The organism is Frigoribacterium sp. Leaf8 (assembly GCF_001421165.1).
Classification (GTDB): domain Bacteria; phylum Actinomycetota; class Actinomycetes; order Actinomycetales; family Microbacteriaceae; genus Frigoribacterium.
In genome coordinates this window covers 660,816-682,607 of the sequence record NZ_LMKB01000005.1, presented here as the reverse complement: position 1 = coordinate 682,607, position 21,792 = coordinate 660,816, and the positions used below count along the sequence as shown (strand labels likewise).

General features: G+C 71.4%; 17 protein-coding genes. 12 read left to right on the top strand and 5 right to left on the bottom strand.

Annotation, left to right across the window (positions count from 1 at the left end):
- Nucleotides 1-30 precede the first annotated feature (30 nt).
- Complete coding sequence (locus ASL10_RS07875) at nucleotides 31-330, top strand: hypothetical protein (RefSeq protein WP_056046157.1); 300 nt, start codon at nucleotides 31-33, stop codon at nucleotides 328-330.
- Nucleotides 327-1,070, top strand: coding sequence for an alpha/beta hydrolase (locus ASL10_RS07870; protein WP_235452591.1), 744 nt, complete (start codon nucleotides 327-329; stop codon nucleotides 1,068-1,070). Before ASL10_RS07875 ends, ASL10_RS07870 begins: the two co-directional genes overlap by 4 nt.
- A 67-nt stretch (nucleotides 1,071-1,137) precedes the next feature.
- On the opposite strand, the gene ASL10_RS07865 is transcribed toward ASL10_RS07870, so the two are convergent.
- Complete coding sequence (locus ASL10_RS07865) at nucleotides 1,138-2,196, bottom strand: AI-2E family transporter (RefSeq protein ID WP_056046155.1); 1,059 nt, start codon at nucleotides 2,194-2,196, stop codon at nucleotides 1,138-1,140.
- Between the two features lie 73 nt (nucleotides 2,197-2,269).
- Nucleotides 2,270-4,153, bottom strand: coding sequence for a hypothetical protein (locus ASL10_RS07860; protein ID WP_157485327.1), 1,884 nt, complete (start codon nucleotides 4,151-4,153; stop codon nucleotides 2,270-2,272).
- Between the two features lie 241 nt (nucleotides 4,154-4,394).
- On the opposite strand from ASL10_RS07860, the gene ASL10_RS07855 reads away from it, so the two are divergent.
- Nucleotides 4,395-6,197: a hypothetical protein gene (locus ASL10_RS07855; RefSeq protein WP_056046149.1), complete on the top strand. Its 1,803-nt coding sequence runs from the start codon at nucleotides 4,395-4,397 to the stop codon at nucleotides 6,195-6,197.
- Nucleotides 6,194-7,201 (top strand): tetratricopeptide repeat protein, encoded by a 1,008-nt coding sequence (locus ASL10_RS07850; protein ID WP_056046147.1) that lies wholly within the window; start codon nucleotides 6,194-6,196, stop codon nucleotides 7,199-7,201. The genes ASL10_RS07855 and ASL10_RS07850 overlap by 4 nt, the downstream gene beginning before the upstream one ends.
- A 78-nt stretch (nucleotides 7,202-7,279) precedes the next feature.
- Here the strand turns inward: ASL10_RS07850 and glgB are convergent, their stop codons facing one another.
- The gene (gene glgB, locus ASL10_RS07845) at nucleotides 7,280-9,460 is read right to left on the bottom strand and encodes a 1,4-alpha-glucan branching protein GlgB (RefSeq protein WP_056046145.1); all 2,181 of its coding nucleotides are present in this window, start codon (nucleotides 9,458-9,460) and stop codon (nucleotides 7,280-7,282) included.
- A 10-nt stretch (nucleotides 9,461-9,470) separates the two neighbouring features.
- Nucleotides 9,471-11,471, bottom strand: a complete 2,001-nt coding sequence (locus tag ASL10_RS07840; RefSeq protein WP_235452587.1) for an alpha-1,4-glucan--maltose-1-phosphate maltosyltransferase — start codon at nucleotides 11,469-11,471, stop codon at nucleotides 9,471-9,473.
- Nucleotides 11,472-11,872: 401 nt separating this feature from the next.
- Between ASL10_RS07840 and ASL10_RS07835 the strand changes: the two genes are divergently transcribed.
- The 5 genes from ASL10_RS07835 to ASL10_RS07815 all read left to right on the top strand — a co-directional run bounded on the left by ASL10_RS07835 (nucleotide 11,873) and on the right by ASL10_RS07815 (nucleotide 15,661).
- On the top strand, nucleotides 11,873-12,451 hold the full coding sequence (locus ASL10_RS07835) for an alternate-type signal peptide domain-containing protein (protein ID WP_056046143.1): 579 nt from the start codon (nucleotides 11,873-11,875) through the stop codon (nucleotides 12,449-12,451).
- Nucleotides 12,452-12,604: 153 nt separating this feature from the next.
- A complete protein-coding gene (locus ASL10_RS07830; protein WP_056046140.1) occupies nucleotides 12,605-13,204 on the top strand; it encodes a TasA family protein in 600 nt (199 codons plus the stop codon).
- A gap of 32 nt (nucleotides 13,205-13,236) precedes the next feature.
- The gene (locus ASL10_RS07825; RefSeq protein ID WP_157485323.1) at nucleotides 13,237-14,160 is read left to right on the top strand and encodes a hypothetical protein; all 924 of its coding nucleotides are present in this window, start codon (nucleotides 13,237-13,239) and stop codon (nucleotides 14,158-14,160) included.
- Complete coding sequence (locus ASL10_RS07820; RefSeq protein ID WP_056046136.1) at nucleotides 14,151-15,059, top strand: hypothetical protein; 909 nt, start codon at nucleotides 14,151-14,153, stop codon at nucleotides 15,057-15,059. Before ASL10_RS07825 ends, ASL10_RS07820 begins: the two co-directional genes overlap by 10 nt.
- A complete protein-coding gene (locus tag ASL10_RS07815; protein ID WP_056046134.1) occupies nucleotides 15,056-15,661 on the top strand; it encodes a signal peptidase I in 606 nt (201 codons plus the stop codon). Before ASL10_RS07820 ends, ASL10_RS07815 begins: the two co-directional genes overlap by 4 nt.
- A gap of 30 nt (nucleotides 15,662-15,691) precedes the next feature.
- Here ASL10_RS07815 and ASL10_RS07810 read toward each other — a convergent pair whose 3' ends face one another.
- Nucleotides 15,692-17,365: an ABC transporter family substrate-binding protein gene (locus tag ASL10_RS07810; RefSeq protein WP_056046131.1), complete on the bottom strand. Its 1,674-nt coding sequence runs from the start codon at nucleotides 17,363-17,365 to the stop codon at nucleotides 15,692-15,694.
- A 219-nt stretch (nucleotides 17,366-17,584) separates the two neighbouring features.
- Between ASL10_RS07810 and ASL10_RS07805 the strand changes: the two genes are divergently transcribed.
- Genes ASL10_RS07805 through ASL10_RS07795 form a run of 3 tightly spaced genes read left to right on the top strand, consistent with a single transcriptional unit; the run spans nucleotide 17,585 to nucleotide 21,792 of the window.
- On the top strand, nucleotides 17,585-18,571 hold the full coding sequence (locus ASL10_RS07805; protein ID WP_056046129.1) for an ABC transporter permease: 987 nt from the start codon (nucleotides 17,585-17,587) through the stop codon (nucleotides 18,569-18,571).
- A 9-nt stretch (nucleotides 18,572-18,580) separates the two neighbouring features.
- Entirely contained in the window at nucleotides 18,581-19,678 is a 1,098-nt protein-coding gene (locus ASL10_RS07800; RefSeq protein WP_082460276.1) for an ABC transporter permease, read from the top strand.
- Nucleotides 19,675-21,792, top strand: coding sequence for an ABC transporter ATP-binding protein (locus ASL10_RS07795; RefSeq protein WP_056046127.1), 2,118 nt, complete (start codon nucleotides 19,675-19,677; stop codon nucleotides 21,790-21,792). The genes ASL10_RS07800 and ASL10_RS07795 overlap by 4 nt, the downstream gene beginning before the upstream one ends.

The following is a 21,792-nucleotide window of genomic DNA, read 5'->3' as shown; positions in this document are numbered from 1 at the left end:
ACCTCGGGGGCCGTTGCTACGCTGGTCGTCATGCCCCGCAGCAACCGCTCCCGTCGCTCGCGCGACCGGCGTGACGCCGACGAGGCCTACGACGTCACCCGAGCGTCGTTCGGCGGCTTGACGGTCGAGACCAAACACGGGCGTTCGTTCAACGTCCAGTCGGTCTCGGCGACGTCGGCCGTCAAAGAGTACGTCTGCCCCGGCTGCTCCTTGGGCATCGCTCCCGCGACGCCGCACGTCGTGGCCTGGCGTGCCGACGGGCTGTTCGGTGCCGAGGACGACCTGGCGGCCCGCCGCCATTGGCACACCCACTGCTGGAGGATCTCGTGACGACCCCCGACGCCGACGCTCTCGAGATCCGCGGGGGCGTCCTGCTGCCCGCGCGGCGTGAGGACGTCGAACTGCACACCGGCGACGGGCTGACCCTGGTGGGCGAGCTGAGCCTCCCGGCGGACCGCGAGCCCGTCGGCACGATCGTCGCGTTGCACCCTCTGCCCACCGCCGGCGGGTTCATGGACTCCCACGTCATCAGGAAGGCCGCGGCCCGTCTTCCGGCCCTGGCCGACCTCGCCGTGCTCAGGTTCAACTTCCGCGGGGTGTCGTCTCCGCGAGGTCGGTCCGAGGGTGAGTTCGGCGAGGGGGTGGCCGAAGCGGCCGACCTCGCCGCCGCCGTGGCCTTCGTGGGCGATCGCGGTCTGCCCACCCCGTGGTTGGTGGGTTGGTCGTTCGGCACCGAAGTCGCCCTGAAGCACGGCCTCGACGTCGAGGTGGCCGGCGTCGTGCTGCTGTCCCCACCACTGCACCGCACGTCCGACGCCGAACTCGGGGCGTGGCACGACTCCGGGCGGGCCGTGGTGGCCGTCGTGCCCGAGTTCGACGACTACCTGCGTCCCGACGAGGCGCGACGTCGCTTCGCCCTCGTTCCCGAGGCCGAGGTGGTCGCCGTCGAGGGAGGCAAGCACCTCTGGGTCGGCGAGAAGCAGACCAGTCGCGTGCTGACCGAGATCGTCCGTCGGGTCGCGCCCGGTGCCCTGCCGCTGCCGTCCACCTGGCCGCCCCGCGCCTCCTGACGGTGCCTCCGCCGGACGGCGGACTGTCCACCACGCCGGGCTCGGAGCGACCGGGGCGTAGCGCGTCTCAGAGCTGGTTCTGGCGTGGCACGTAGACCTCGCGGATGATCAGCAGGATCGACGCGGCGACGGGGATGGCGATGAGTGCGCCGAGCACTCCCAGCAGGGTGCCACCGACGAGGGCCGCGATGACGACGATCACGCCCGGGACGCGGACCGCCCGCCGCATGATGCGCGGGCTCAGCAGGTAGGCCTCGACCTGCATGTAGACCAGGTAGTAGACGGCTGTCGTCACCCAGGTGGCCGGTGACTGGGGCAACAGCGCGATCTGTGCCAGCACGATGATCGCCGAACCGCTGATGGTGCCGACGAGGGGGATGATCGACCCCAGGAACGCGATGAACGCGAAGACCGCCGGCTGTTGGGCTCCGATGATGGTGAGGAACACGAAGCTCAGGATGCCGTTGAGCGCCGCGAGCGTGAACTGGCCGATGACGTACCGACCCACCGATTGGCTGATCTGTTCGGAGATGTCGACGAACGTGGCCCGCTTCGAGGCCGGGACGAGCTGGTAGAGCGCGCGCTTGACGCTGTTGATCGACGAGGTGAAGTAGATCGTCAGGATGACCACGACGACCGTGCCGAAGAGGCCGTTGCCGATCGCGACGCCGACGGCGAGGACCCCGCCGCCGATCGTGACGACGTTGTCGGGGTTGGTCAGGAAGTCGACGATGGAGTCGAGCGCGTCCTGCACGTCGAAGACGTTCTGGGGGACGAGTTCTTGCAGGTTGTCGACGAACTGCTGGGTGGTGACGCTCTGCAGGTACGACGTCAGCGCCTGGATGAGGCTCGTGGTCTGCTGCACGATGACGGGCACGATCGCGAAGACGACGCCCACGAAGGCGCCCACCACGGCCACGAGGACGATCACGATGGCGATGCCCCGGGGCACCCGACGCTTCTCGAGCCACGAGACGACCGGGTCGAGCCCCAGCGAGATGAACAGGGCCGCGCCCACGTAGGTCAGGATCGTCGAGAGCTGGCCGACGGCACCCCCGATGACGAGGGCGACGAGCACTCCCAGCCCCGCGAGCAGACCGATGCGGAACGGGTTGTGGATCTTCACGGGCGGGCTCCTGTCGACGGCACGGGCCGGTCGAGGTCACGGCGGCACCGACTGCCCGACACGGCCTGTCGCCCTACTCTGACGTACCGCCGCCGACTTGTCCGATCATGCCACGCAGGTTCTCGAAGTACTCCGCGACGGCGTCGCGTTCGGCCGTGATCTCGGCCAGGCGTTCTTCGGCGTCGCCGATGAGGTCGTCGGCCCGCTGCTGGGCATCGGCCAGGATCGACCGTGAGCGTTCGTCGGCGTTGGTGAGCACCTCGTGGGCCGTCTCGTCGGCGTCCGTCCGGGTGGTGCGGGCGTACTCGAGCGCGGTGCGTTCGAGGTCGTCGGCCTCGCGCCGGACCTCGGTGGCACGACGGGTGGCCTCGGCGAGCTGCTCGGCCGCCGCGTCGAGCAGCTCCTGGGTCTCGGCGACGGCGTGCTGGTGTCGCTGCGTGAGCTCGACCTCGGCCTCGTCGCGACGGGCCAGCAGCTCGACCTCGAGGTCGGCGCGCCCCTGGTCGACGTCGCGGCGCAGGTCGGCGACGGCCCGTTCGCGGTCGGCCTCGAGCCCGGCGCGGACCCGGACGTCGTCGGCGGCCAGGCGGGCGCGCTGGGCCTCGGTCTCGTCCGCCAGGGCGGCGCGGGCCTCGACGGTCTCGGCGGCGAGTTCGGCGCGTGCCTGCTCGATCTCGGTCGCGAGTTCGGCCCGCCGGTCGGCGTCCTCGCGGGCGAGACGGTCGGCCTGCGCCTCGCTCTCGCGGGTGAGGCGCTCGTCGGTCTCGACGGTGATGCGCGCGATGCGTTCGCGTGACGTGGTCTCGGCGAGGTCGAGTTCGTCGCGCCGGCGCCGGGTCTCGCGGTCGAGCTCGGTGCGGGCGTCGCCGACCTCTTTCTCGAGTTCGGCACGGGCCTGTGCGATCTCGGCCGCGAGGCGGTCACGACCGGTCGCGATCTCGCGCTCGAGCTCGACCCGGGTGGATTCGACCTCGTCGGTGAGGTCGGCACGGGTGGCGTCGACGTCGCGGGCGAGGAGCGCGCGGGTCTCGGCGACCTCGTGGGCGAGCTCGGCACGGGCCGCGGCGACGTCGCGTTCGAGTTCGGCGCGCTGGGCCGCGACGTCGTCGGCCAGCTCGGCGCGGGCGGCCGTGATCTCGCGGTCGAGTTCGGCGCGGCGGGCGCCGACCTCGGCGTCGAGGTCGGCGCGGGTGGTCTCGTCGAGTCGGGCCAGCTCGGCGCGGACGGTGACGCCCTCGCGCTCGAGGTCGGCGCGATGCCGCCCGGAGTCGCTCTCGAAGACGGCTCGGGCCTCGCGCGTGTCGGCGGCGAGGGTGTCGGCCTCGTCGCGGGCCTCGGCGAGGTCGCGGGCGACGGCGGCCCGCTGCTCGGCGACTTCGTGCTCGACCTCGGCACGCAGCGCGGCTGCCTCGCGTCGAGCCGTCGAGACGTTCTGGGCCGCCTCGGTGGCGGCCGAGCCGCGGATCGAGATGGCGTCGCGCTGGGCCTCTTGCAGCAGGTCGCGTGCTTCGGCCTTGGCGCGTGCGACCAGACGGTCGGCGTCGGCGGTGGACTCGGCGACCTGCGCCGCGGCGCGGCCCCGGGCGTCGTCGAGCACGGACGTGGCCCGTTCGCTCGCGTCGTCCAGCAGGCGCTTCGCCTCGGCCGTCGAGGACGAGCGCAGGGCCTCGGCGTCGATGTCGGCCTGGCTGATCACCAGGGTGGACTGCTGTTCGGCCAGACGCAGGGTCTGCTCGAGCTTGCTGCCGAGACCGGAGTACGTGGGGGTGCCGGCCTCTTCGAGCTCGGCACGGATCTCGTCCACCCGCTGCTGGAGGAACGCGACCTCGCTCGCCCGGTCGGCCCGGTCGGCGTTGGCCTTGATGAGCTCCCGCCGCAGGTCGCCGAGCACGCGGTCGACCTCGTCCTTGCGGTAGCCCCGGAGTTCGATGCCGAAATCGGCTTCGTCAGCAGCCACGGTGTCTCCTTCGATGCAGGGTTCGGACCAGGGGAGCGCGGCCCGCGACACGATGCTAGTGGGAGGCCCTCGACGGACCCCGATCCACGGGTTAGGTGCCTCTCAGCCTCGTCGGATACGCTGAGCCGTCTTAAATTCTGCTGCCGCGCCCGGCCCCCTGGCCAGGCTCGTGCGAGGCCCGTCGTCGACCACGACGGTTCCTGGCGCCCCGACCGGGATGGTGGCTCGGAGGGAGAGAAACGTGCGTTTCATCGTCGCAGTCGTCGTCGTCGTCCTGGCGGCGGTGATGGTGGCGTTGGGCTTCGCCCAGCGCACCGTCTTCGCACCGCCGCCGAGCGTGTCGTCCCAGGTCGACACCGCCGACTCCGACGCGACCGTCACGGTCGTCCCGGCCTCGGCGCTGCACGGCCGCGACGGGCGTCAGACGGTCTCGGTGTCGGGCGGCGACACCGCCTTCGCCGCCTACGGCCGCACGTCGGACGTCCTCGGGTGGGTCGGCGACGCCAGCTACAACGAGGTCGAGTACGACGAGGCGTCCGGTCGGCTCGTCAGCCGCACGGTCGCCGGCGACACCACCGAGGTGCCCGACCCGACGGACTCCGACCTCTGGTTCGACCAGTTCGCGGGCAACGACCTCACCTTCTCGCTCGACGCGCCCGACGACGTCTCCCTCCTCATCGTCTCGGACGGCAGCCAGCCCGCCCCGTCCGACGTCCGCATCACCTGGCCGCTCTCGACCGCGACGCCCCTGGCCGGGCCGCTGATCGTCGGTGGGCTCGTGGTCCTGCTGATCGGCATCGGCCTGTACGTCTGGGCGATCCTGCACCACCGCCGGACGCGTGGCCCCCGTCGGCGCTCGGGTGACGGGAAGCGACCCCGCCTGTCGCGTCGGGCCGGTCGCAAGGCGGTCAAGGCGCTCGACGCCGCCGGCACCGAGACCCTGGCGCCCGGCCGCGGTCGTGCCCGCGGCATCCGTCGGTTCGCCGCCGTGGCGCCGATCGTGCTGGTCTCCTCGCTCGCCCTGTCGGCGTGCACCGCCGACTACTGGCCGCAGCAGGCGCCGGCGGCGGGTTCCGACTCGTCCACGCCGACCCCGACGCCCACCTCGACCGACGGCACGGACTCCGGCGACCAGGGCAACGCGCTGCAGCCCCCGGTGATCAGCGTCGCCCAGGCGAAGCGCATCGTCGAACGCATCTCGGCCACGGCGACCGAGGCCGACGCATCGCTGAACGCCGACCTCGCGGCCACCCGTTTCACGGGTCCGGCCCTCGAGCAGCGTCAGGCGAACTACACCATCCGTTCCAAGGACGCTGCCGCCGCCGCGCCCCTGGCGATCCCCACGGGCACCGTCACGCTGACGCTGCCGCAGCAGGCCGACTCGTGGCCGCGCTCGGCGTTCGTCGTCGTGCAGGACGCCGACGCGAGCGTGGCGCCCGTCGCCCTCACCCTCGAGCAAGAGAGCGCCCGCGACCCGTACAAGGTCGAGTACGCGGTCAGCCTGCAGACGCAGACCCCGTTGACCGTCGCACCCGCCTCGATCGGCGCCGCCCGGCTCTCGCCCGACGTCAAGCTGCTCACGCTGCAGCCCGACCAGCTGGCCGAGGCCTACGGCGACATCCTTCGCAACGGCGACGAGAGCCAGTACGCCGCCCAGTTCCAGACCGAGGGCGACACGCTGCGTGAGAAGATCGGCAAGGCCTACAAGGACGCGAAGCGTGCGGCCCTGCCCACCACGGCGTCCATCGACTACACGTCCCAGGCCGACGACGAGACCCCCGTCGCCTTCGCCACGAACGACGCCGGTGCCATCGTCTCGGTCGCGTTGAACGAGATCGAGACCGTCAAGCCGACGGCCACGGGTGCCAAGGTCAACCCCGAGGGCACCGTCAAGACCCTGCTGGGGCTCGACGAGTCGTCGAAGGGCATCGAGGCGACCTACGGCGTCGAGCTCTTGTTCTCCGTCCCGCCCGTCGGCAGCGACGACCCCATCGTCCTGCTCGGTTTCAGCCAGGCCCTCACCTCTGCCAAGGAGCTGCCATGACCAACCTCCCTCCCGTCCCCGCCGGTCTCCGCGGCGCCGTCGACCTCTCGTCGCTCGTCAACCGTCCGCCGGCCCCCGCCCCGGCGGGTCCGTCCGCCGGGGCGCCCGTCGACGGTGCGCCCGCAGGAGGCGCGGGTGGCGTCCCGGCCCCGTCCGCCGGTCAGGTCGCGGTGCCGGGCCTCGTGCTCGACGCGACCGACGCCACCTTCACGCAGGTCCTCGAGATCAGCAACACCGTCCCCGTGATCGTCGACCTGTGGGCGGAATGGTGCGGCCCGTGCAAGCAGCTGTCGCCCGTCCTCGACAAGCTGGTCGGCGAGTACGCCGGCCGCCTGCTGCTCGTGAAGGTCGACGTCGACGCCAACCCCCAGCTGACGCAGGCCTTCCAGGCGCAGTCGATCCCGGCGGTCGCCGCCGTGATCGGCGGTCGTCCCGTCCAGCTCTTCGTGGGGGCCCTGCCCGAGGCCCAGGTCCGCGACGTCTTCGAGCAGGTGCTCGAGCTGGCCGCGCAGAACGGCGTGACCGGCACGGCGGTCGTCGACGGCGCCCCGGTGGGCGAGGCCGACGAGGTCGAGCCCGAGCCGGAACCGCTGCCTCCGCACCACCAGGACGCTTACGACGCGATCGACCGGGGCGACTACGCCGCGGCCATCACGGCCTACAAGACCGCCATCGCGCAGGACCCTCGTGACCAGCTCGCCGTGGCGGGCCTCGCCCAGGTCTCACTGCTCGAGCGGCTGCAGGGGGCGTCGCTGTCCGACGTCCGTGCGGCGGCCGCCGCCGCCCCCACCGACCTCGACGCCCAGCTCGACGTGGCCGACCTCGACCTCAGCGGGGGGCACATCGACGACGCCTTCGACCGCGTGCTGACCGTCTTCCCGTCGCTCGACCCCCACGGCCGTGACGCCGCCCGGGCCCGCCTGCTCGAGTACTTCGAGATCGTCGGGGTGGACGACCCCCGGGTGGCGACCGCCCGTCGTCGTCTGGCGACGCTGCTGTACTGAGCCGCGCCTCCTGCACGGATGACGGAACCCCCGCGACCCGGAAGGGGCGCGGGGGTTCCGTCGTGTGTCGGCGTCGGATCAGCGGCGCAGCTTGAGCCAGACGACCCCGAGCGGCGGCAGCTGGACGTCGGCGGCCGCGGGGCGACCGGCCCAGGGCTCGTCGGTGGCGGTGACTCCGCCGAAGTTGCCCACGCCCGAACCGCCGTAGACCTCGGCGTCGGTGTTGAGGATCTCGTCCCAGCGACCGGCCTCGGGCAGGCCGAAGCGCATGTGCACCGGTTCGCCCGAGAAGTTCGCCAGGACGGCGATCGACTCGCCCGAGCCGGACTTGCGCATGAAGGCCACGACGCTGTGCTGCGCGGCACCGCCGTCGATCCACTCGAAGCCGTCGGTGTCGAAGTCGTGCGCCCAGAGAGCCGGCTCGTCGCGGTAGACCTCGTTGAGGCGGGCCACCAGGCCGTGGAGCCCCTGGTGGGCGGGCTGGTCGAGGATCCACCAGTCGAGCCCTCGTTCTTCGCTCCACTCGCCGGGCTGGCCGAACTCGCTGCCCATGAAGAGCAGCTGCTTGCCGGGGTGGCCCCACATGTAGGCGAGGTAGGCCCGCACGTTGGCGAGCTTCTGCCACTCGTCGCCGGGCATCTTGTTGAGCAGGGACCCCTTGCCGTGCACGACTTCGTCGTGGCTGATCGGCAGCATGAAGTTCTCGCTGAACGCGTAGACGAACGAGAACGTGATCTCGCCGTGGTGGTGCGAGCGGTAGAGCGGGTCCTCGGCGACGTAGCCGAGGGTGTCGTGCATCCAGCCCATGTTCCACTTGAGGCCGAAGCCCAGGCCGCCCTCGCTGGTCGGGCGGGTGACGCCGGGCCAGCTCGTGCTCTCTTCGGCGATCATGACGATGCCGGGGTGGCGCTTGTACGCCGTCGCGTTCGCCTCTTGCAAGAAGCTGATCGCCTCGAGGTTCTCGCGCCCGCCGAACTCGTTCGGCAACCACTCGCCCTCGTTGCGGCTGTAGTCGAGGTAGAGCATCGAGGCGACGGCGTCGACGCGCAGCCCGTCGATGTGGAACTCCTCGAGCCAGTACAGCGCGTTCGAGACGAGGAAGTTGCGCACCTGCGAGTCGCCGAAGTTGAAGACCAACGTGCCCCAGTCGGGCTGCTCGCCGCGGCGGGGGTCGGAGTGCTCGTAGACGGCGCGACCGTCGAACTTCGCGAGGGCCCACTCGTCCTTCGGGAAGTGCCCGGGCACCCAGTCCATGATGACGCCGATCCCGGCCTGGTGCAGGCGGTCGATCAGGTAGCGCAGGTCGTCCGGGCTGCCGAAACGGCTGGTCACGGCGTAGTAACCGGTGACCTGGTAGCCCCAGGAGCCGCCGAAGGGGTGCTCGGCGAGCGGCATGAACTCGACGTGGGTGAACCCGAGCTCGCCGACGTACTCGATGAGCTGGTCGGCGAGTTCGCGGTAGTTCAGGCCCGGCCGCCAGGAGCCGACGTGCAGCTCGTACACGCTCATCGGTCCGGAGTGGACGTCGTTCTCGGCCCGGGCGGTCATCCAGGCGTCGTCGGCCCAGGCGTGGGCGGCCTTCGTGACGACGGACCCGGTGAGCGGCGGCACCTCGGAGGTGCGCGCCATGGGGTCGGCGCGCTCGACCCAGACGTCGTCGGGCGTGAGCACCTCGTACTTGTAGATCCCGTCCGTGACGCCGGGCACGAAGAGCTCCCAGACGCCGTTGCCGTCGAGGCGGCGCATCGCGTGCCGCTCGCCGTCCCAGCCGTTGAGGTCGCCCTTGACGCGGACGGCGCGGGCGTGCGGCGCCCAGACGGCGAAGGAGGTGCCGGTCACGCCCTCGTGCTCGCGGACGTGGCTGCCGAGCATCTTCCAGAGCTGCTCGTGGCGGCCCTCTCCGAAGAGGTACAGGTCGAACTCGGTGACGGTGGGGGCGAAGCGGTAGGGGTCGTCCGAGACCCACGCCGCGCCTCCTTCGTAGGTCGCCTCGACGGTGTAGGCGCCCACGGGCTCGTTCGTGACGCCCTGCCAGAGGCCGTGGGCCACGTGCTCGAGGGCGAAGGACGACCCGGAGGCGCCGGTCACGGTGACGGTGTCGGCCAGCGGTCGGACGACGCGGACGGCGGTGCGACCGCCGCGGGGGTGGGCACCCAGGACGGCGTGCGGGTGGCCGTGGGTGCCGTTGGCGGCCGAGAAGACCTCGTCGTCGCCCAGGGCGAAGGAGGTGTCGGGCTCGGTCGGGGGAGTGGTGGTCATCGGGTCGCTCCTACGGGGCTCGGTTGAGGTCGACGGAGAGGACGTGCACCGGTTCGACGAAGGCGTCCAGTCGGACGTAGTTGTCGTCGCCCCAGGTCCACGACTGACCGGTGATCAGGTCGCGGACGGTGTAGGTGCCACCGGGCTGCAGGCCGAACTTCGTGACGTCGAGGTGGACGGTCGTCTCGCGCGCCGAGTGCGGGTCGACGTTGGCGACGACGATGATGCCGTCGGCGCGTCCGCTGCGGGTGTGCGCACGGGACAGGTACTTCGAGAACACGAGGATCGACTCGTCGTCGCTCGAGTGGATCTCGAGGTTGCGCAGCTGGCGCAGGGCCGGGTGGGAGGCGCGGATGCGGTTGAGCTGCGTCAGGTACGGCGCCAGCGAGGCCCCCGCCTCTTCGGCGGCGGCCCAGTCACGGGGCTTGTACTCGTACTTCTCGTTGTCGATGTTCTCTTCGCTGCCCGGGCGGGCGACGTCCTCGAAGAGCTCGTAGCCCGAGTAGACGCCCCAGGTCGGCGAAGCCGTCGCGGCGATAGCGGCACGGATCTTGTAGGCCGCGGGACCGCCGAACTGCAGGTAGGGGGTCAGGATGTCGTGCGTGTTGACGAAGAAGTTCGGGCGCAGCCAGGCGCTCGTCTCCTTCGACAGCTCGTCGAGGTACTCCTCGAGCTCCCACTTCTCGTTGCGCCAGGTGAAGTACGTGTACGACTGGTGGAACCCCACCTGCGCCAACGCCTGCATCATGGCCGGCTTCGTGAACGCCTCGGAGAGGAAGATGACCTCGGGGTTCGTCTGCCGGATCTCGTGCAGCAGCCACTCCCAGAAGCGCACGGGCTTCGTGTGCGGGTTGTCGACCCGGAAGATCGTGACGCCGAGTTCGATCCAGTGACGGACGATGCGGAGCACCTCGCGGCTGACGCCCTCGTAGTCGTTGTCGAAGTTCAGGGGGTAGATGTCCTGGTACTTCTTGGGCGGGTTCTCGGCGTAGGCGATCGTCCCGTCGGGCAGGGTCGTGAACCACTCGGGGTGCTCGGTGACCCAGGGGTGGTCGGGCGAGCACTGCAGGGCCAGGTCGAGCGCGAGTTCGAGACCGGCGTTCTTCGCCGCGTCGACGAACCAGCGGAAGTCGGCGACCGTGCCGAGGTCGGGGTGCACCGCGTCGTGCCCGCCGTCGGGCGAACCGATCGCGTAGGGCGATCCGGGATCGTTCGGCCCCGCGGTCAACGTGTTGTTCGGGCCCTTGCGGAAGGTCGTCCCGATCGGGTGCACGGGCGGGATGTACACGACGTCGAAGCCCATGCGGGCGATCGAGGGCAGGCGGCGGGCCGCGGTGCGGAACGTGCCGCTCTTCCAGGTGCCGTCGGCCTGCTTGCGGGCGCCCTCGCTGCGGGGGAAGAACTCGTACCAGCTGCCGAGGCCGGCGCGGCTGCGTTCGACGCGGAGCGCCTCGGGGGCGCTGCGCGTGACGAGGCTCGCGAGCGGCGTCACCAGGAGGACCGCGGCGAGGCGCGGATCAGTGGCGACGCGGAGTCGCGAGGCGGGGGAGAGGGCGGGGTTCGCGAGGGCCTTGGCCGCGTCGCGGATCAGGGTCGTGTCGGGGTGGTTCTCGACGGCCTCGGTCAGCAGTCGACTGCCGAGGGCGAACGTGACCTCGACGTCGAGACCGGCCGGCACCTTGATCTCGGCCGCGTGCAGCCACGTGGCCCAGTCGTCGGTGTAGGCCTCGACCTGCCAGGACCAGTCGCCCTCGACCTCGAGCTGTACCTGGGCCGTCCACCGGTCGGTGCCGGGGATGCCGGCGACCATCCGGTGCCGGGTCTCGGCGCCCTCGGGGTCGATCGTGACGAGGTCGGCCCCGATCAGGTCGTGGCCCTCGCGGAAGACGGTCGCCCCGAAGGTGACCACCTCGCCGGAGAAGGCCTTCGTCGGGAACACTCGGTCGGGGGTCGTCGGGGTGAGGCCCGTGATGGGGATCCGCCCGACTCTGGGTTCGTATGCTGTCGCCACGTTGTCGACCGTACCCGGTCTGGCCCGCCCGGTCCCGGCCCGGGGCCCCGCAGGGCCGACGGTCGACGATCGGGGTGCGGAAGAGGCGATTCGGGGTACAAAAACGTGTCCACCCTGTCGCCGACAGACGCCCCGGTCCGTTTTGTCCCCCCAACTGGGTGCATGCATCGGCATGAATCCCCTGTCGGCACTTTGGGGGACCGCGTAATGTCGATCCTGTCGTCGCGGCCTGCCCGCCCGAAGAACCCGAACTCCTCGAGAGCCCGGCGCCCGACGACACCGATCGGCCGCCCGACCCGGAGCCGACAGCCCCTGCAGCGCCGTGCGCCACCCCGAAGTCGACCCGACCGACGGCGCACGGCGGTGCTCGAGCGCGCCTCGGCGCGCGGAACAGGACCGACATGAACAAGCTCGTCACGGGTGCCGTCGCCGGTGCCGCCGGCATCGCCCTCCTCCTCGGCGGCGCCGGGACCTTCGCCCTCTGGAACGCCAGCACAGAGGTCAACGCCGCCAGCGTCGCCTCGGGCACGCTCTCGCTCACCCAGTCGTCGGCGGGCAGCTGGACCGACGTGACGAACGGTCGCAGCACGGCCCTCACGGCCGCCCAGGTCGCCGCCTACAAGATCGTCCCGGGCACCAAGCTGCAGTTCACGCAGCCGATCACCATCGCCGCCTCGGGCAACGACCTGCGCGCCGACCTGACCTACGACGCGACCTCGGTCACCGGCAGCCTCAAGCCGTACGTGACCAACACGATGGTCCTGTCGACGGCCGCCGGCGGCACGACGCTGCCCTCGGGCGTGACCGCGGGCAGCACGGCCGGCAGCTACGTCGTGGCTCCCGTCTCCGCCGGCAGCACCTCGGCCGTCGTGACCTTCGTCGTCGAGCTGCCCTCGACGGTGTCCGACGCCGCCAGCCAGGGCGGCACGCTCGACCTGAGCAAGCTGACCTTCACGCTGAAGCAGCGCGCCATCGCGTAGCGGGTGTCGGCGGCCCGACGGCCACCGCACCCCGTCACCCACCGGCGACCGGACCGCACCCGACGCGGTCCGGTCGCCCCCTTCCGTCCGTCCGTCCCGCCCAGGGACCCACGGGCCGCCGCATCGCACGATCGACCACCAGGGGGTGAGACGTTGACCGGACCGTCCCGCGGACGCGCGCGTCACCGCTCGGTCGAGCGCGCCTCCTCGTCCCGCCGTCCGCTGCGCTCCCTGTGGGCGGCGACCGCCGTCGTGGCCGGCGCGGTCACCGTCGCCCTCGTGGCGACCGGGGGGACCTACGCGCTGTGGAACTCCTCCGTCAAGCCGACGGCCGTCACGGTCGGTTCGGGGACGGCGGGCCTCTCGGTCGGCGCCGTCAAGGCCCTCGACACGTCCGCGCTCGGCCCCGGCGGCGCGACCGCGGGGACGTTCACCGCGACCAACACGGGGTCGGTCGACCTGGCCATGCGGGTGTCGGCCGGGACCACCACGGCGTCCGCGTCCGCCCTGCCCGGCGAGCTGACCGTCAGGCTCGCCGCCGTGGCGAGGGCCGCGGACTGCGTCGTCGGCGTCGGCGGCTACTCGGCCCGGCCCGCCGCGTTCGACACGGGGAGCGGGTACTTCACGTTGCCGGCCGGAGTCACCGTCACCGGCTGCGTCGTCGTGACACTCGACTCGGACGTCCCGGCGACCCTGCAGAACCAGACCTCGTCGATCGGGCTCGTCCTGACCGGGACGCAGGTGGCCCCGTGAGCGGGCGCCGCCCCGTGAACGGGCGCCGCCCCGTGAGCGGCCGCCGCACCGTGAGCGGGCGCCGGCCCCGGACGACCACGCGATCGACGCTGGCCGCCGTCGTCGTGGGCGTGATCGTCGGTGTGGCCCTGGCCTCGGGAGGCGCGGCGTCCGCCCTCTGGACGGCGTCCGCCACCGTCACCGAACAGGTCAGGACCGGCGCCGTCGGCCTCACGGCCGGCACCCTCGACGCCCTGCAGGCCGACTACGCCGGATCGACCAGGTCGCTCACGGCGCCCTGGACGTTCACGAACTCGGGGACGGTCGCGGCGTCCTACTCGACGAGCGGCAGCCTGAGCTCGGGCAGCTCCGCCGCCCTCGCCGCGTCGATCGCCGTCGTCGCGTGGCCGGTGACCGCCGCGTCCGCGTGCACGTCGACGACCGCCGTCGGCCCGGGCAGCGTCAGCGGCACCTGGTCCGCCGTGCCGAACCTCACCGGGACGTTGGCGAGCAAGGCCGCCGCGACCTGGTGCCTCCGCACCTCGATCGCGACGTCCTCTCCCACCGGGCGCGTGAACCCGGTCCTCACGGCGTCGCTCGCCTCCGGGTCGTGGGCCGCCACGCCGCAGGACCGCCGGATCGTCCAGAACAACACGATCGTCCCCCCGCAGACGGCGGTCTGCCGCACCGACGGCGAGGCCTACGCCTGGCTCGACTTCGACCCGTCGACCCGGGCGACCGCGACCCGGTACGCGACCTACGTCGGCGGCACCCGGATCTCGAACGACGAGCGGACCGGCGACTACCCGCACTTCGCGTTCACCCGCGACAACCTGCCCAGGGACCCCTTCGGCGACGGCCCGATCCACGTCGACATCCGCGTGATGGTCGACGGGCAGCCGACCGACCTCATGGCCGTCGGCACGGTCACGGTGGTCTACGACCAGTACGGCACGAGGAACATCCAGTGCGGGTGACCGGCGGTCGGGCGGTCGCGGTCGTCGTCGCCGTCGCGGCGGTCGTCCTGGGCCCCGGCGTCGTCTCGGCCGCGGCTCCCGCCACGGCCTCGACCGCGCCTCGCCTCATGGTGAGCGACGACGGCCGACACTGGCAGGGTCGCCTCGACTCCGCTCTCTTCGGCGACGGACTGCGGCTCGTCCCCGGGGCCGGCACGGTGGGCACCTTCTGGGTCAAGAACCTGTCGAGCGCGCCGGCCGTGCTCAGCGCCCGCCTCGTCGACGTCACGACCTCGTCGCCCGCGTTCGCCGAGGCGGTCACGGTCCGCTCGCACTCCGACCTCGACGTCGGCGACCTGCCGCCCGTCACCCTGTCCGGCGACGGGTGCACCCCCGTGCTCGCGCCGGTCCGCCTCGCCGCCGGGCAGGAGGCCCCGGTCACCGTCTCGGTCGACCTCGACGCCTCCGCCGCCGCGGGCACCGGTGACCAGACCCTGGACTTCGCCGTGCTCGTCACGCTCACAGGGCTGGCCGGGTCGGCCGTGCCGGCCGGCTGCGCGTCGGCCGGGACCGCCGGCGCGGCGGACCCCGCCGAGACGAGCACAGGAGGCGCGGGAGGCGACCGTGCCTCGAGCGCGACGATCGAGGCGGTGGCGACCCGCGCCTCCTCGGCCGGTGCGGCCGACGAGACGGCGCCCTCCGTCGGCGACGGCGCCTCGCGCGGGGCCGCCGACGGGTCGGGCGCGGACACCGAGCTGCCCGTCCACTCCCTGGACGTGCTCGACGACTTCGTGCCGGAGCCCTTGCGGGGCAGCTGGCTGCCGCTGCTGATCGCGGCGATCGCGGTGCTGTCGGGCGCGTTCGTGGCGGTCGGACGCCGTCGCCCGGACGAGGTCGACCCCTCGGGGGAGCAGCCGTGAGCGGCCGCCGCGCCGCCGTGAGCGGCCGCCGCGCCGCTGTGCGCGAAAAGGGGCTGGTGCACGCTCTCGGCCTCGGCCTCAGTGCGGGGCTGTTCGTGCTCGTGCTCGGCCTCGCGACCGTGTTGGTCGTCGTGCCGAAGGTCGCGGGGGCGACGCCCCTGACCGTGTTGACCAGTTCGATGGAGCCGCGGCTGCCCCCGGGCACGCTGATCGTGGTGAAGCCGACCCCGACCGACGAGATCCGGATCGGTGACGTCGTGACCTACCAGATCGAGAGCGGCCGCCCCGAGGTGATCAGCCACCGGGTGACCGAGATCGTGTCGTCGTCGGACGGCGGCACGGCGTTCGTCACCCAGGGCGACAACAACTCCGAACCCGACGAGGCGCTCGTGCTGCCCGAACAGGTCCGCGGCACGCTGTGGTACTCGGTGCCGTGGCTCGGCTTCGTCAACCAGGTCGTGAACGGCGACGCCCGGTCGTGGATCGTGCCGCTGCTGGCGATCGCGCTGCTCGGCTACGCGGGCTACTCGGTGGCCGCCGGCCTGGTGGAGGCGCAGCGACGGCGGGCGGGGACGCGGAAGGCCCGCCCGGCCCCGCGCTGAGCGGGGGCCGGACGGGCCCGGGGGAGGCGTCTACTTCGTGAAGCCGACGACCGTCCAGTCCACGTCGCTGGCACCGGCGCGGGCGCCGAAGTTCGCGAGCTTGGGGCTCTGGAACGAGATGTACGGCGCCTGGATGATCGGCATCGAGTGCCCGATCTCCCAGATCTTCTCGTCGGCCTGGTTGTACAGGTCGGCGGCCTTCTCGGGATCGCCCTCGGCGACGGCCTGGCTGAGCAGGTCGTCGATCTCGGGGCTCGAGACGCGACCGTAGTTCTGGCCCTGCTCGTCCGAGTTGTAGATGCTGACGCCGGACGCCTGGTAGCCGGTACCGGCCCAGACGAAGATCGTCATGTCGTAGTTGCCCGGGGTGACGTTGTCCTCGAAGAACGAGTCGACGCTGACGGCGTTGATCGTCAGCTTGATGCCGACCGCGGCGAGCTGGCTCTGCATGACCTCGGACAGCTGCTGCGAGATGGGCGTGCCGGACGGGATCGTCACGGCGATCTCGAGCTGCTTCCCGTCCTTCTCGAGCACGTCGCCGTTCAGCTCCCACCCGTCGTCGGCCAGGATCTTCTTCGCCTCGTCGACGTCGTAGTTCCCGGTCTCCTTCGCATTGTCCTGGTAGGCGCCGTCGGTGCTGAGGAACAGGTGGTTGTTCAGCGTGGTCAGCTCGTAGGGCAGGGTGCCCGTGATGACCTTGCCGAGCGCCTCGCGGTCGACCGCGTGCTGGATCGCCTGACGGATCTTCTCGTCGGCGAGCACGCCCTTGGTGCTGAAGTCGACGTGCGTGTAGCGAGCCGACGGTGCCGCCCGGATGTCGGTGTCCTTCGCGTCCTTCAGGCGGTCGTAGCGCTCCGACGAGTTGCCCGTGACGAAGTCGATCTCACCGTTCAGGTAGGCGTCGACGTCGGCGTCGCTGTCGAGGGCGCGGAAGACCACCGAGTCCAGCTTCGGGGCGTCGCCCCACCAGGTCTCGTTGGGCACGATCGTGACCGTCTGGGCGGTCGTGTCGATCTTCTCGACCTCGTAGGGGCCGCCCGAGACGGGCAGGGTGTCGACGTAGGCCGTGTTGAAGGCGTTCGGGTCGTTGTAGAGGCTCGCGGGGTAGAGCGGGGCGAACATGCTCTTCCAGTCCGAGAACGGCTCGGCGTAGGTCACGACGACCTGCTTGTCGCTCGAGCCCGCCTCGACGGAGGCCATGCGGTCGGGGCCGAGGGTGCTGCCGACGAGGTACTCGGGGTTCGAACCGTCGAGTGCGGTCTTCCAGGCCTGGAAGTCGGCGACCGTGATCGGGGTGCCGTCGTTCCACACCGCGTCGGGGTTGATGTCGTAGGTCACGACCAGCGGGTCCTCGCTGGTGGCCTCGGCGCTCGTGACGAGGTTCTCGTCGATCTGCGCGACGCCCTTCTCGTCGATGCGGAACGGCTGGGGCAGCACGGCGCTCTCGATCAGCGAGGCGTCGGCCAGGGCGCCGTCGAGCTGGCCGTAGTTCCACTGCGAGGGCAGCTGGCTGAGCGGCAAGGTCAGCGTCCCGCCCTGCTCGACATCGGCCGCCGCCGTGGCGTTGATGTCGCCGTCGGGGGACAACTGGCCGTTCTTCGCGGCTCCGTCGCCGTCGTTGCCGCCGCCACCGCTGCACGCCGTGACGACGAGAGCGATGCTGACGAGGCCGGCCGCGAGGCCGAGCTTCTTCGTGATCTTCATGGCACTCCGAACTGAAGGGTGGTGAAAAGTGCTGATCAGACGGGATGCTGCATCGTCGTCGACTCGTGCGGGCACGCGTCGCGACACCTCCCGAGAGCTGACCGCGTGTGCCCAAATGTACGGACGCCTTGAATCCACGCAAACTTTCATGTGAATTTGTTACACGCTCGAAACCTGGCCAGCTGGTCGGGCCGCGGGGTACGTCTAGTGTGATCTGCCATGGCTCGATTCCTCGCCCGCCGGCTGGTGTACTACGTCGCCCTGGTCTTCATCGCGACGTCGCTCACCTACTTCCTCGCCTCGGCGACCCTCAACCCGCGCTCCGTCTACGCCGACCGCAACCCGCGTCCGTCCACCGAGATCGTCGACGCGAAGCTCAGCTCGATCGGGGTCAACGACAAGGACCCTCTCGGCGAGCGCTACGTGCACTGGGTCGGCGGCGCCCTCACGGGCGACCTCGGGCAGACCATCCAGGACAAGCCGGTGGCGCAGGAGTTCGGGCCGAGGCTGGGCGTCAGCCTGCGCCTCCTGCTGGTGGGATCGATTCTCGGCATCGTGCTGGCCGTCGTGGTCGGCACCTGGAACGCCATCCGGCAGTACGCGTTCTCGGACCGCGTGTCGTCGGTGCTGTCGTTCGTCCTGATCTCGACGCCGGTGTTCCTCACGGCGGTGCTGCTCAAGATCGGGGCGACGAAGCTCAACGACGTCCTGGGGTACCAGCTGATCACCTTCACGGGCGAGGCGACGCCCAACCTGACCGGCGGGCTCGGCACGATCGCCTGGGACCGCATCGCCCACCTGCTGCTGCCCACCATCTCGATCGGCGTCGGCCTGATCGCCGTCTACAGCCGGTACCAACGGGCGACGATGCTCGACGTGCTGCAGGCCGACTACATCCGCACCGCCCGGGCCAAGGGCCTGCGACGTCGGCCGGCGATCTTCAAGCACGGGCTGCGCACCGCGCTCATCCCGATGACGACGCTGTTCGCCTTCGCGTTCCTCGGGGTGCTGACCGGTGCGACCTTCACCGAGAAGATCTTCGCCTGGAACGGCCTCGGCGCCTGGTTCATCGACGCCGTCCAGGCCAACGACATCAACGTCGTCGTCACCTACACCCTCTACAGCGCCGTCGTCGTGCTGCTCGCCGGCTTCGTGTCGGACGTGCTCAACGCGGTGCTCGACCCGCGCGTCCGAGCGCAGAAGTAGGGCCGCGCCATGACCCGGTTCACACCCGACCTGCTCGAGGGGCCGTCCGACGCCGTCGTGCCCGAGTCGCGAGAAGAGGTCGCCGCCACGTCGACGAACCGCTTCGCGCTGACCTTCCGTCGCCTGTTCGCCAACCGCGGGGCCACCGTCGGGCTCGTGACGATCGTGCTGCTCTTCATCTTCGCCTTCGTCGGCCCGCTCGTCTCGCCGTACGCTTACAACTACATCGACTACACGGCCCTGTCGTCGCCGCCGACCGGGGCGCACTGGTTCGGCACGAACAACATCGGCCAGGACGTCTTCGCGCAGACCGCGCGCGGCCTGCAGAAGTCGCTGCTGATCGGCCTGCTGGTCGCCCTGTTCTCGACGGTGATCGCGGGCATGCTCGGCGCGATGGCCGGCTACTTCGGCGGCTGGATCGACCGGGCCGTGATGGTCTTCGTCGACCTGCTGCTCGTGCTGCCGTCGTTCCTGATCATCGCGATCCTGTCGCCGCGCCTCAAGCAGTACGGCTGGTTGATCCTGGTGGCCCTGCTCGCCCTGTTCGGCTGGATGATCACGGCCCGCGTGGTGCGCTCGCTCACCCTCAGCATCAAGGAGCGCGAGTTCATCCGCGCCGCCCGGTACATGGGCATCGGCCACTTCACCATCATCGTGCGGCACATCCTGCCGAACGTGGCCTCGTTCCTCGTGATCGACGCCACCATCGCCATCGGGGCCGCGGTGCTCACCGAGTCCGGGCTGTCGTACTTCGGCTTCGGCGTGCAGCCGCCCGACGTCTCGCTCGGCACGCTGATCGCCCAGAACCAGAGCGCGGCGACCACCAAGCCGTGGCTGTTCTTCTTCGCGGCCGGTGCGCTGATCGTCTTCGCCCTCGCCAGCAACCTGCTGGGTGACGGGCTGCGGGACGCGCTCGACCCGACCTCGACGGCCGGGCGCACCGGTCGTCGCCGTCCCACCCGCGGACGGACGGCCGAGAGCCGAGGAGGCGCGGTGCCGCTCGGGCGCACCGGCGGCGTCTCCGAGGCCGCGAGCCCCGCCCCCGGGGCCGACGTCGGCTCGCCGGCGCCGACCCGCACGAACGACGAGAAGGGGGAGCGCGCATGACGCTCACCGAACCGGTCGACCGCACCCGCGCCTCCTCGGCTCCGGTGCTCGAGGTGCACGACCTCACCGTGACCTTTCCGACCCCGGACGGCGACGTGCGCGCCGTCCGCGGCGTCGACCTGACGCTGCGCCGCGGCGAGGTGCTCGGCATCGTGGGCGAGTCGGGCTCGGGCAAGTCGGTCACGAGCCTGGCCGTGCTCGGCCTGCTGCCCGCCACGGCCAAGGTGACGGGGTCGATCACGCTCGACGGCGAAGAACTGCTCGGCCGCGGCGACAAGGCGATGTCGGCGATCCGCGGCAAACGGATCGCGATGGTCTTCCAGGACCCGCTCTCGGCGTTCACCCCGGTGTACACGGTCGGTCAGCAGATCGCCGAGACGGTCCTGATCCACCGCGGCGGCACGAAGAAGCAGGCTCGTGAGCGGGCGATCGAGCTGCTGGGGCTCGTGGGCATCCCCGAGCCGGAGCGACGCGTCGACTCGTTCCCGCACGAGTTCTCGGGCGGCATGCGGCAGCGCGCGATGATCGCCATGGCGATCGCGAACGACCCCGACGTCATCCTCGCCGACGAGCCGACCACGGCCCTCGACGTGACGATCCAGGCCCAGGTCATCTCGGTGCTGCGCACGGCGCAGCGCGAGACCGGGGCCGCGCTGCTGTTCGTCAGCCACGACCTCGGCGTCATCGCCGGGTTCGCCGACCGCATCGCCGTGATGTACGCCGGCCGCGTCGTCGAGACGGCGACGGCCGACGACCTCTTCGCCCACCCGCGCATGCCCTACACCGTGGGTCTCATCGGCGCGCTGCCGCGCCTCGACCAACGGTCGGACCAGCCGCTCGTGCCGATCCCCGGCACACCGCCGTCGCTGTTGTCGCTGGCGCCGGGCTGCCCGTTCGCGGCGCGGTGCCCCCTGGCGACGGCCGAGTGCCGGGTCGACGAGCCCGCGCTCGAGCAGGCTCCGGCGGTCGAGGCGGGTCACCGCGCGGCCTGCCTGCACGCCGACCAGCTGGTGGGGGAGGGCACCGACCCCGAGGACGTCTACGACCTGCCGCCCGTGCCGACCTCGGGCCTCGCTGCCGTCCCGCGGGCGGAGCGGGACCGGGTGCTGCACGTCGACGGGCTCGTCAAGACGTTCCCGCTCACCAAGGGGTCGGTCTTCAAGCGACGCGTGGGCAGCGTCTGGGCGGTCGACGGGGTCGACCTCGACGTGCGCGAGGGCGAGACCCTCGGCCTGGTCGGCGAGTCCGGCTCGGGCAAGAGCACGACGCTGCACGAGATCATGGACCTCCGGGTGCCCGAGGCCGGCACCATCGAGCTGCTCGGCACGGCCCTCGACCGAAAGCTCGACGGGTCGACGGTGAAGCGGCTGCGCGGTGCCGTGTCCATGGTCTTCCAGGACCCGATGGCGAGCCTCGACCCGAGGCAGCCGGTCAGCGACATCATCGCCGAGCCGTTGCTCGCGATCGGTCGGCCCCGCGACGAGGTGTCGCGTCGGGTGCCCGAGCTGATGCGCCTCGTCGGGCTCGAGCCCGCCGCCGCGACGCGCTACCCCCACGAGTTCTCGGGTGGCCAGCGGCAGCGCATCTCGATCGCGCGGGCGCTCGCCGCCGACCCGAAGCTCATCGTGCTCGACGAGCCGGTGTCGGCGCTGGACGTGTCGATCCAGGCCGGCGTGCTGAACCTGCTGGCCGAGCTCAAGGCGAAGCTCGACCTGTCGTACCTCTTCGTGTCGCACGACCTCTCGGTCATCCGTCACGTGGCCGACCGCGTCACGGTGATGTACCTCGGCCGCACCGTCGAGACGGGACCGGTCGACGAGGTGTTCGAGCACCCGCTGCACCCGTACACGCAGGCGCTGCTGTCGGCCGTGCCCGTGCCCGACCCCGTCAAGGAACGGGCACGCGAGCACATCGTGCTGCCGGGCGACCCGCCCACGCCGACCGTCAAGCAGACCGGCTGCCGGTTCCGCAGCCGCTGCCCGCTCTACGCGATGCTGCCCGAGGCGCAGCGGTCGCGCTGCGAGGACGAGGTCCCCGCGATGCTGCCGCACGGACGCGACGGGGCCGACCACACGGCCGCGTGCCACTTCGCCCGCGAGAAGCAGCTGGTCTGA

What these genes read in the sequence shown, in the direction of transcription:
- ASL10_RS07800 (WP_082460276.1), top strand. Translation starts at nt 18,581, where the DNA reads ATGACCCGGTTCACACCCGACCTGCTCGAGGGGCCGTCCGACGCCGTC.
- ASL10_RS07795 (WP_056046127.1), top strand. Translation starts at nt 19,675, where the DNA reads ATGACGCTCACCGAACCGGTCGACCGCACCCGCGCCTCCTCGGCTCCG.
- ASL10_RS07875 (WP_056046157.1), top strand. Translation starts at nt 31, where the DNA reads ATGCCCCGCAGCAACCGCTCCCGTCGCTCGCGCGACCGGCGTGACGCC.
- glgB (WP_056046145.1), bottom strand. Translation starts at nt 9,460, where the DNA reads ATGACCACCACTCCCCCGACCGAGCCCGACACCTCCTTCGCCCTGGGC.
- ASL10_RS07850 (WP_056046147.1), top strand. Translation starts at nt 6,194, where the DNA reads ATGACCAACCTCCCTCCCGTCCCCGCCGGTCTCCGCGGCGCCGTCGAC.
- ASL10_RS07835 (WP_056046143.1), top strand. Translation starts at nt 11,873, where the DNA reads ATGAACAAGCTCGTCACGGGTGCCGTCGCCGGTGCCGCCGGCATCGCC.
- ASL10_RS07810 (WP_056046131.1), bottom strand. Translation starts at nt 17,365, where the DNA reads ATGAAGATCACGAAGAAGCTCGGCCTCGCGGCCGGCCTCGTCAGCATC.
- ASL10_RS07805 (WP_056046129.1), top strand. Translation starts at nt 17,585, where the DNA reads ATGGCTCGATTCCTCGCCCGCCGGCTGGTGTACTACGTCGCCCTGGTC.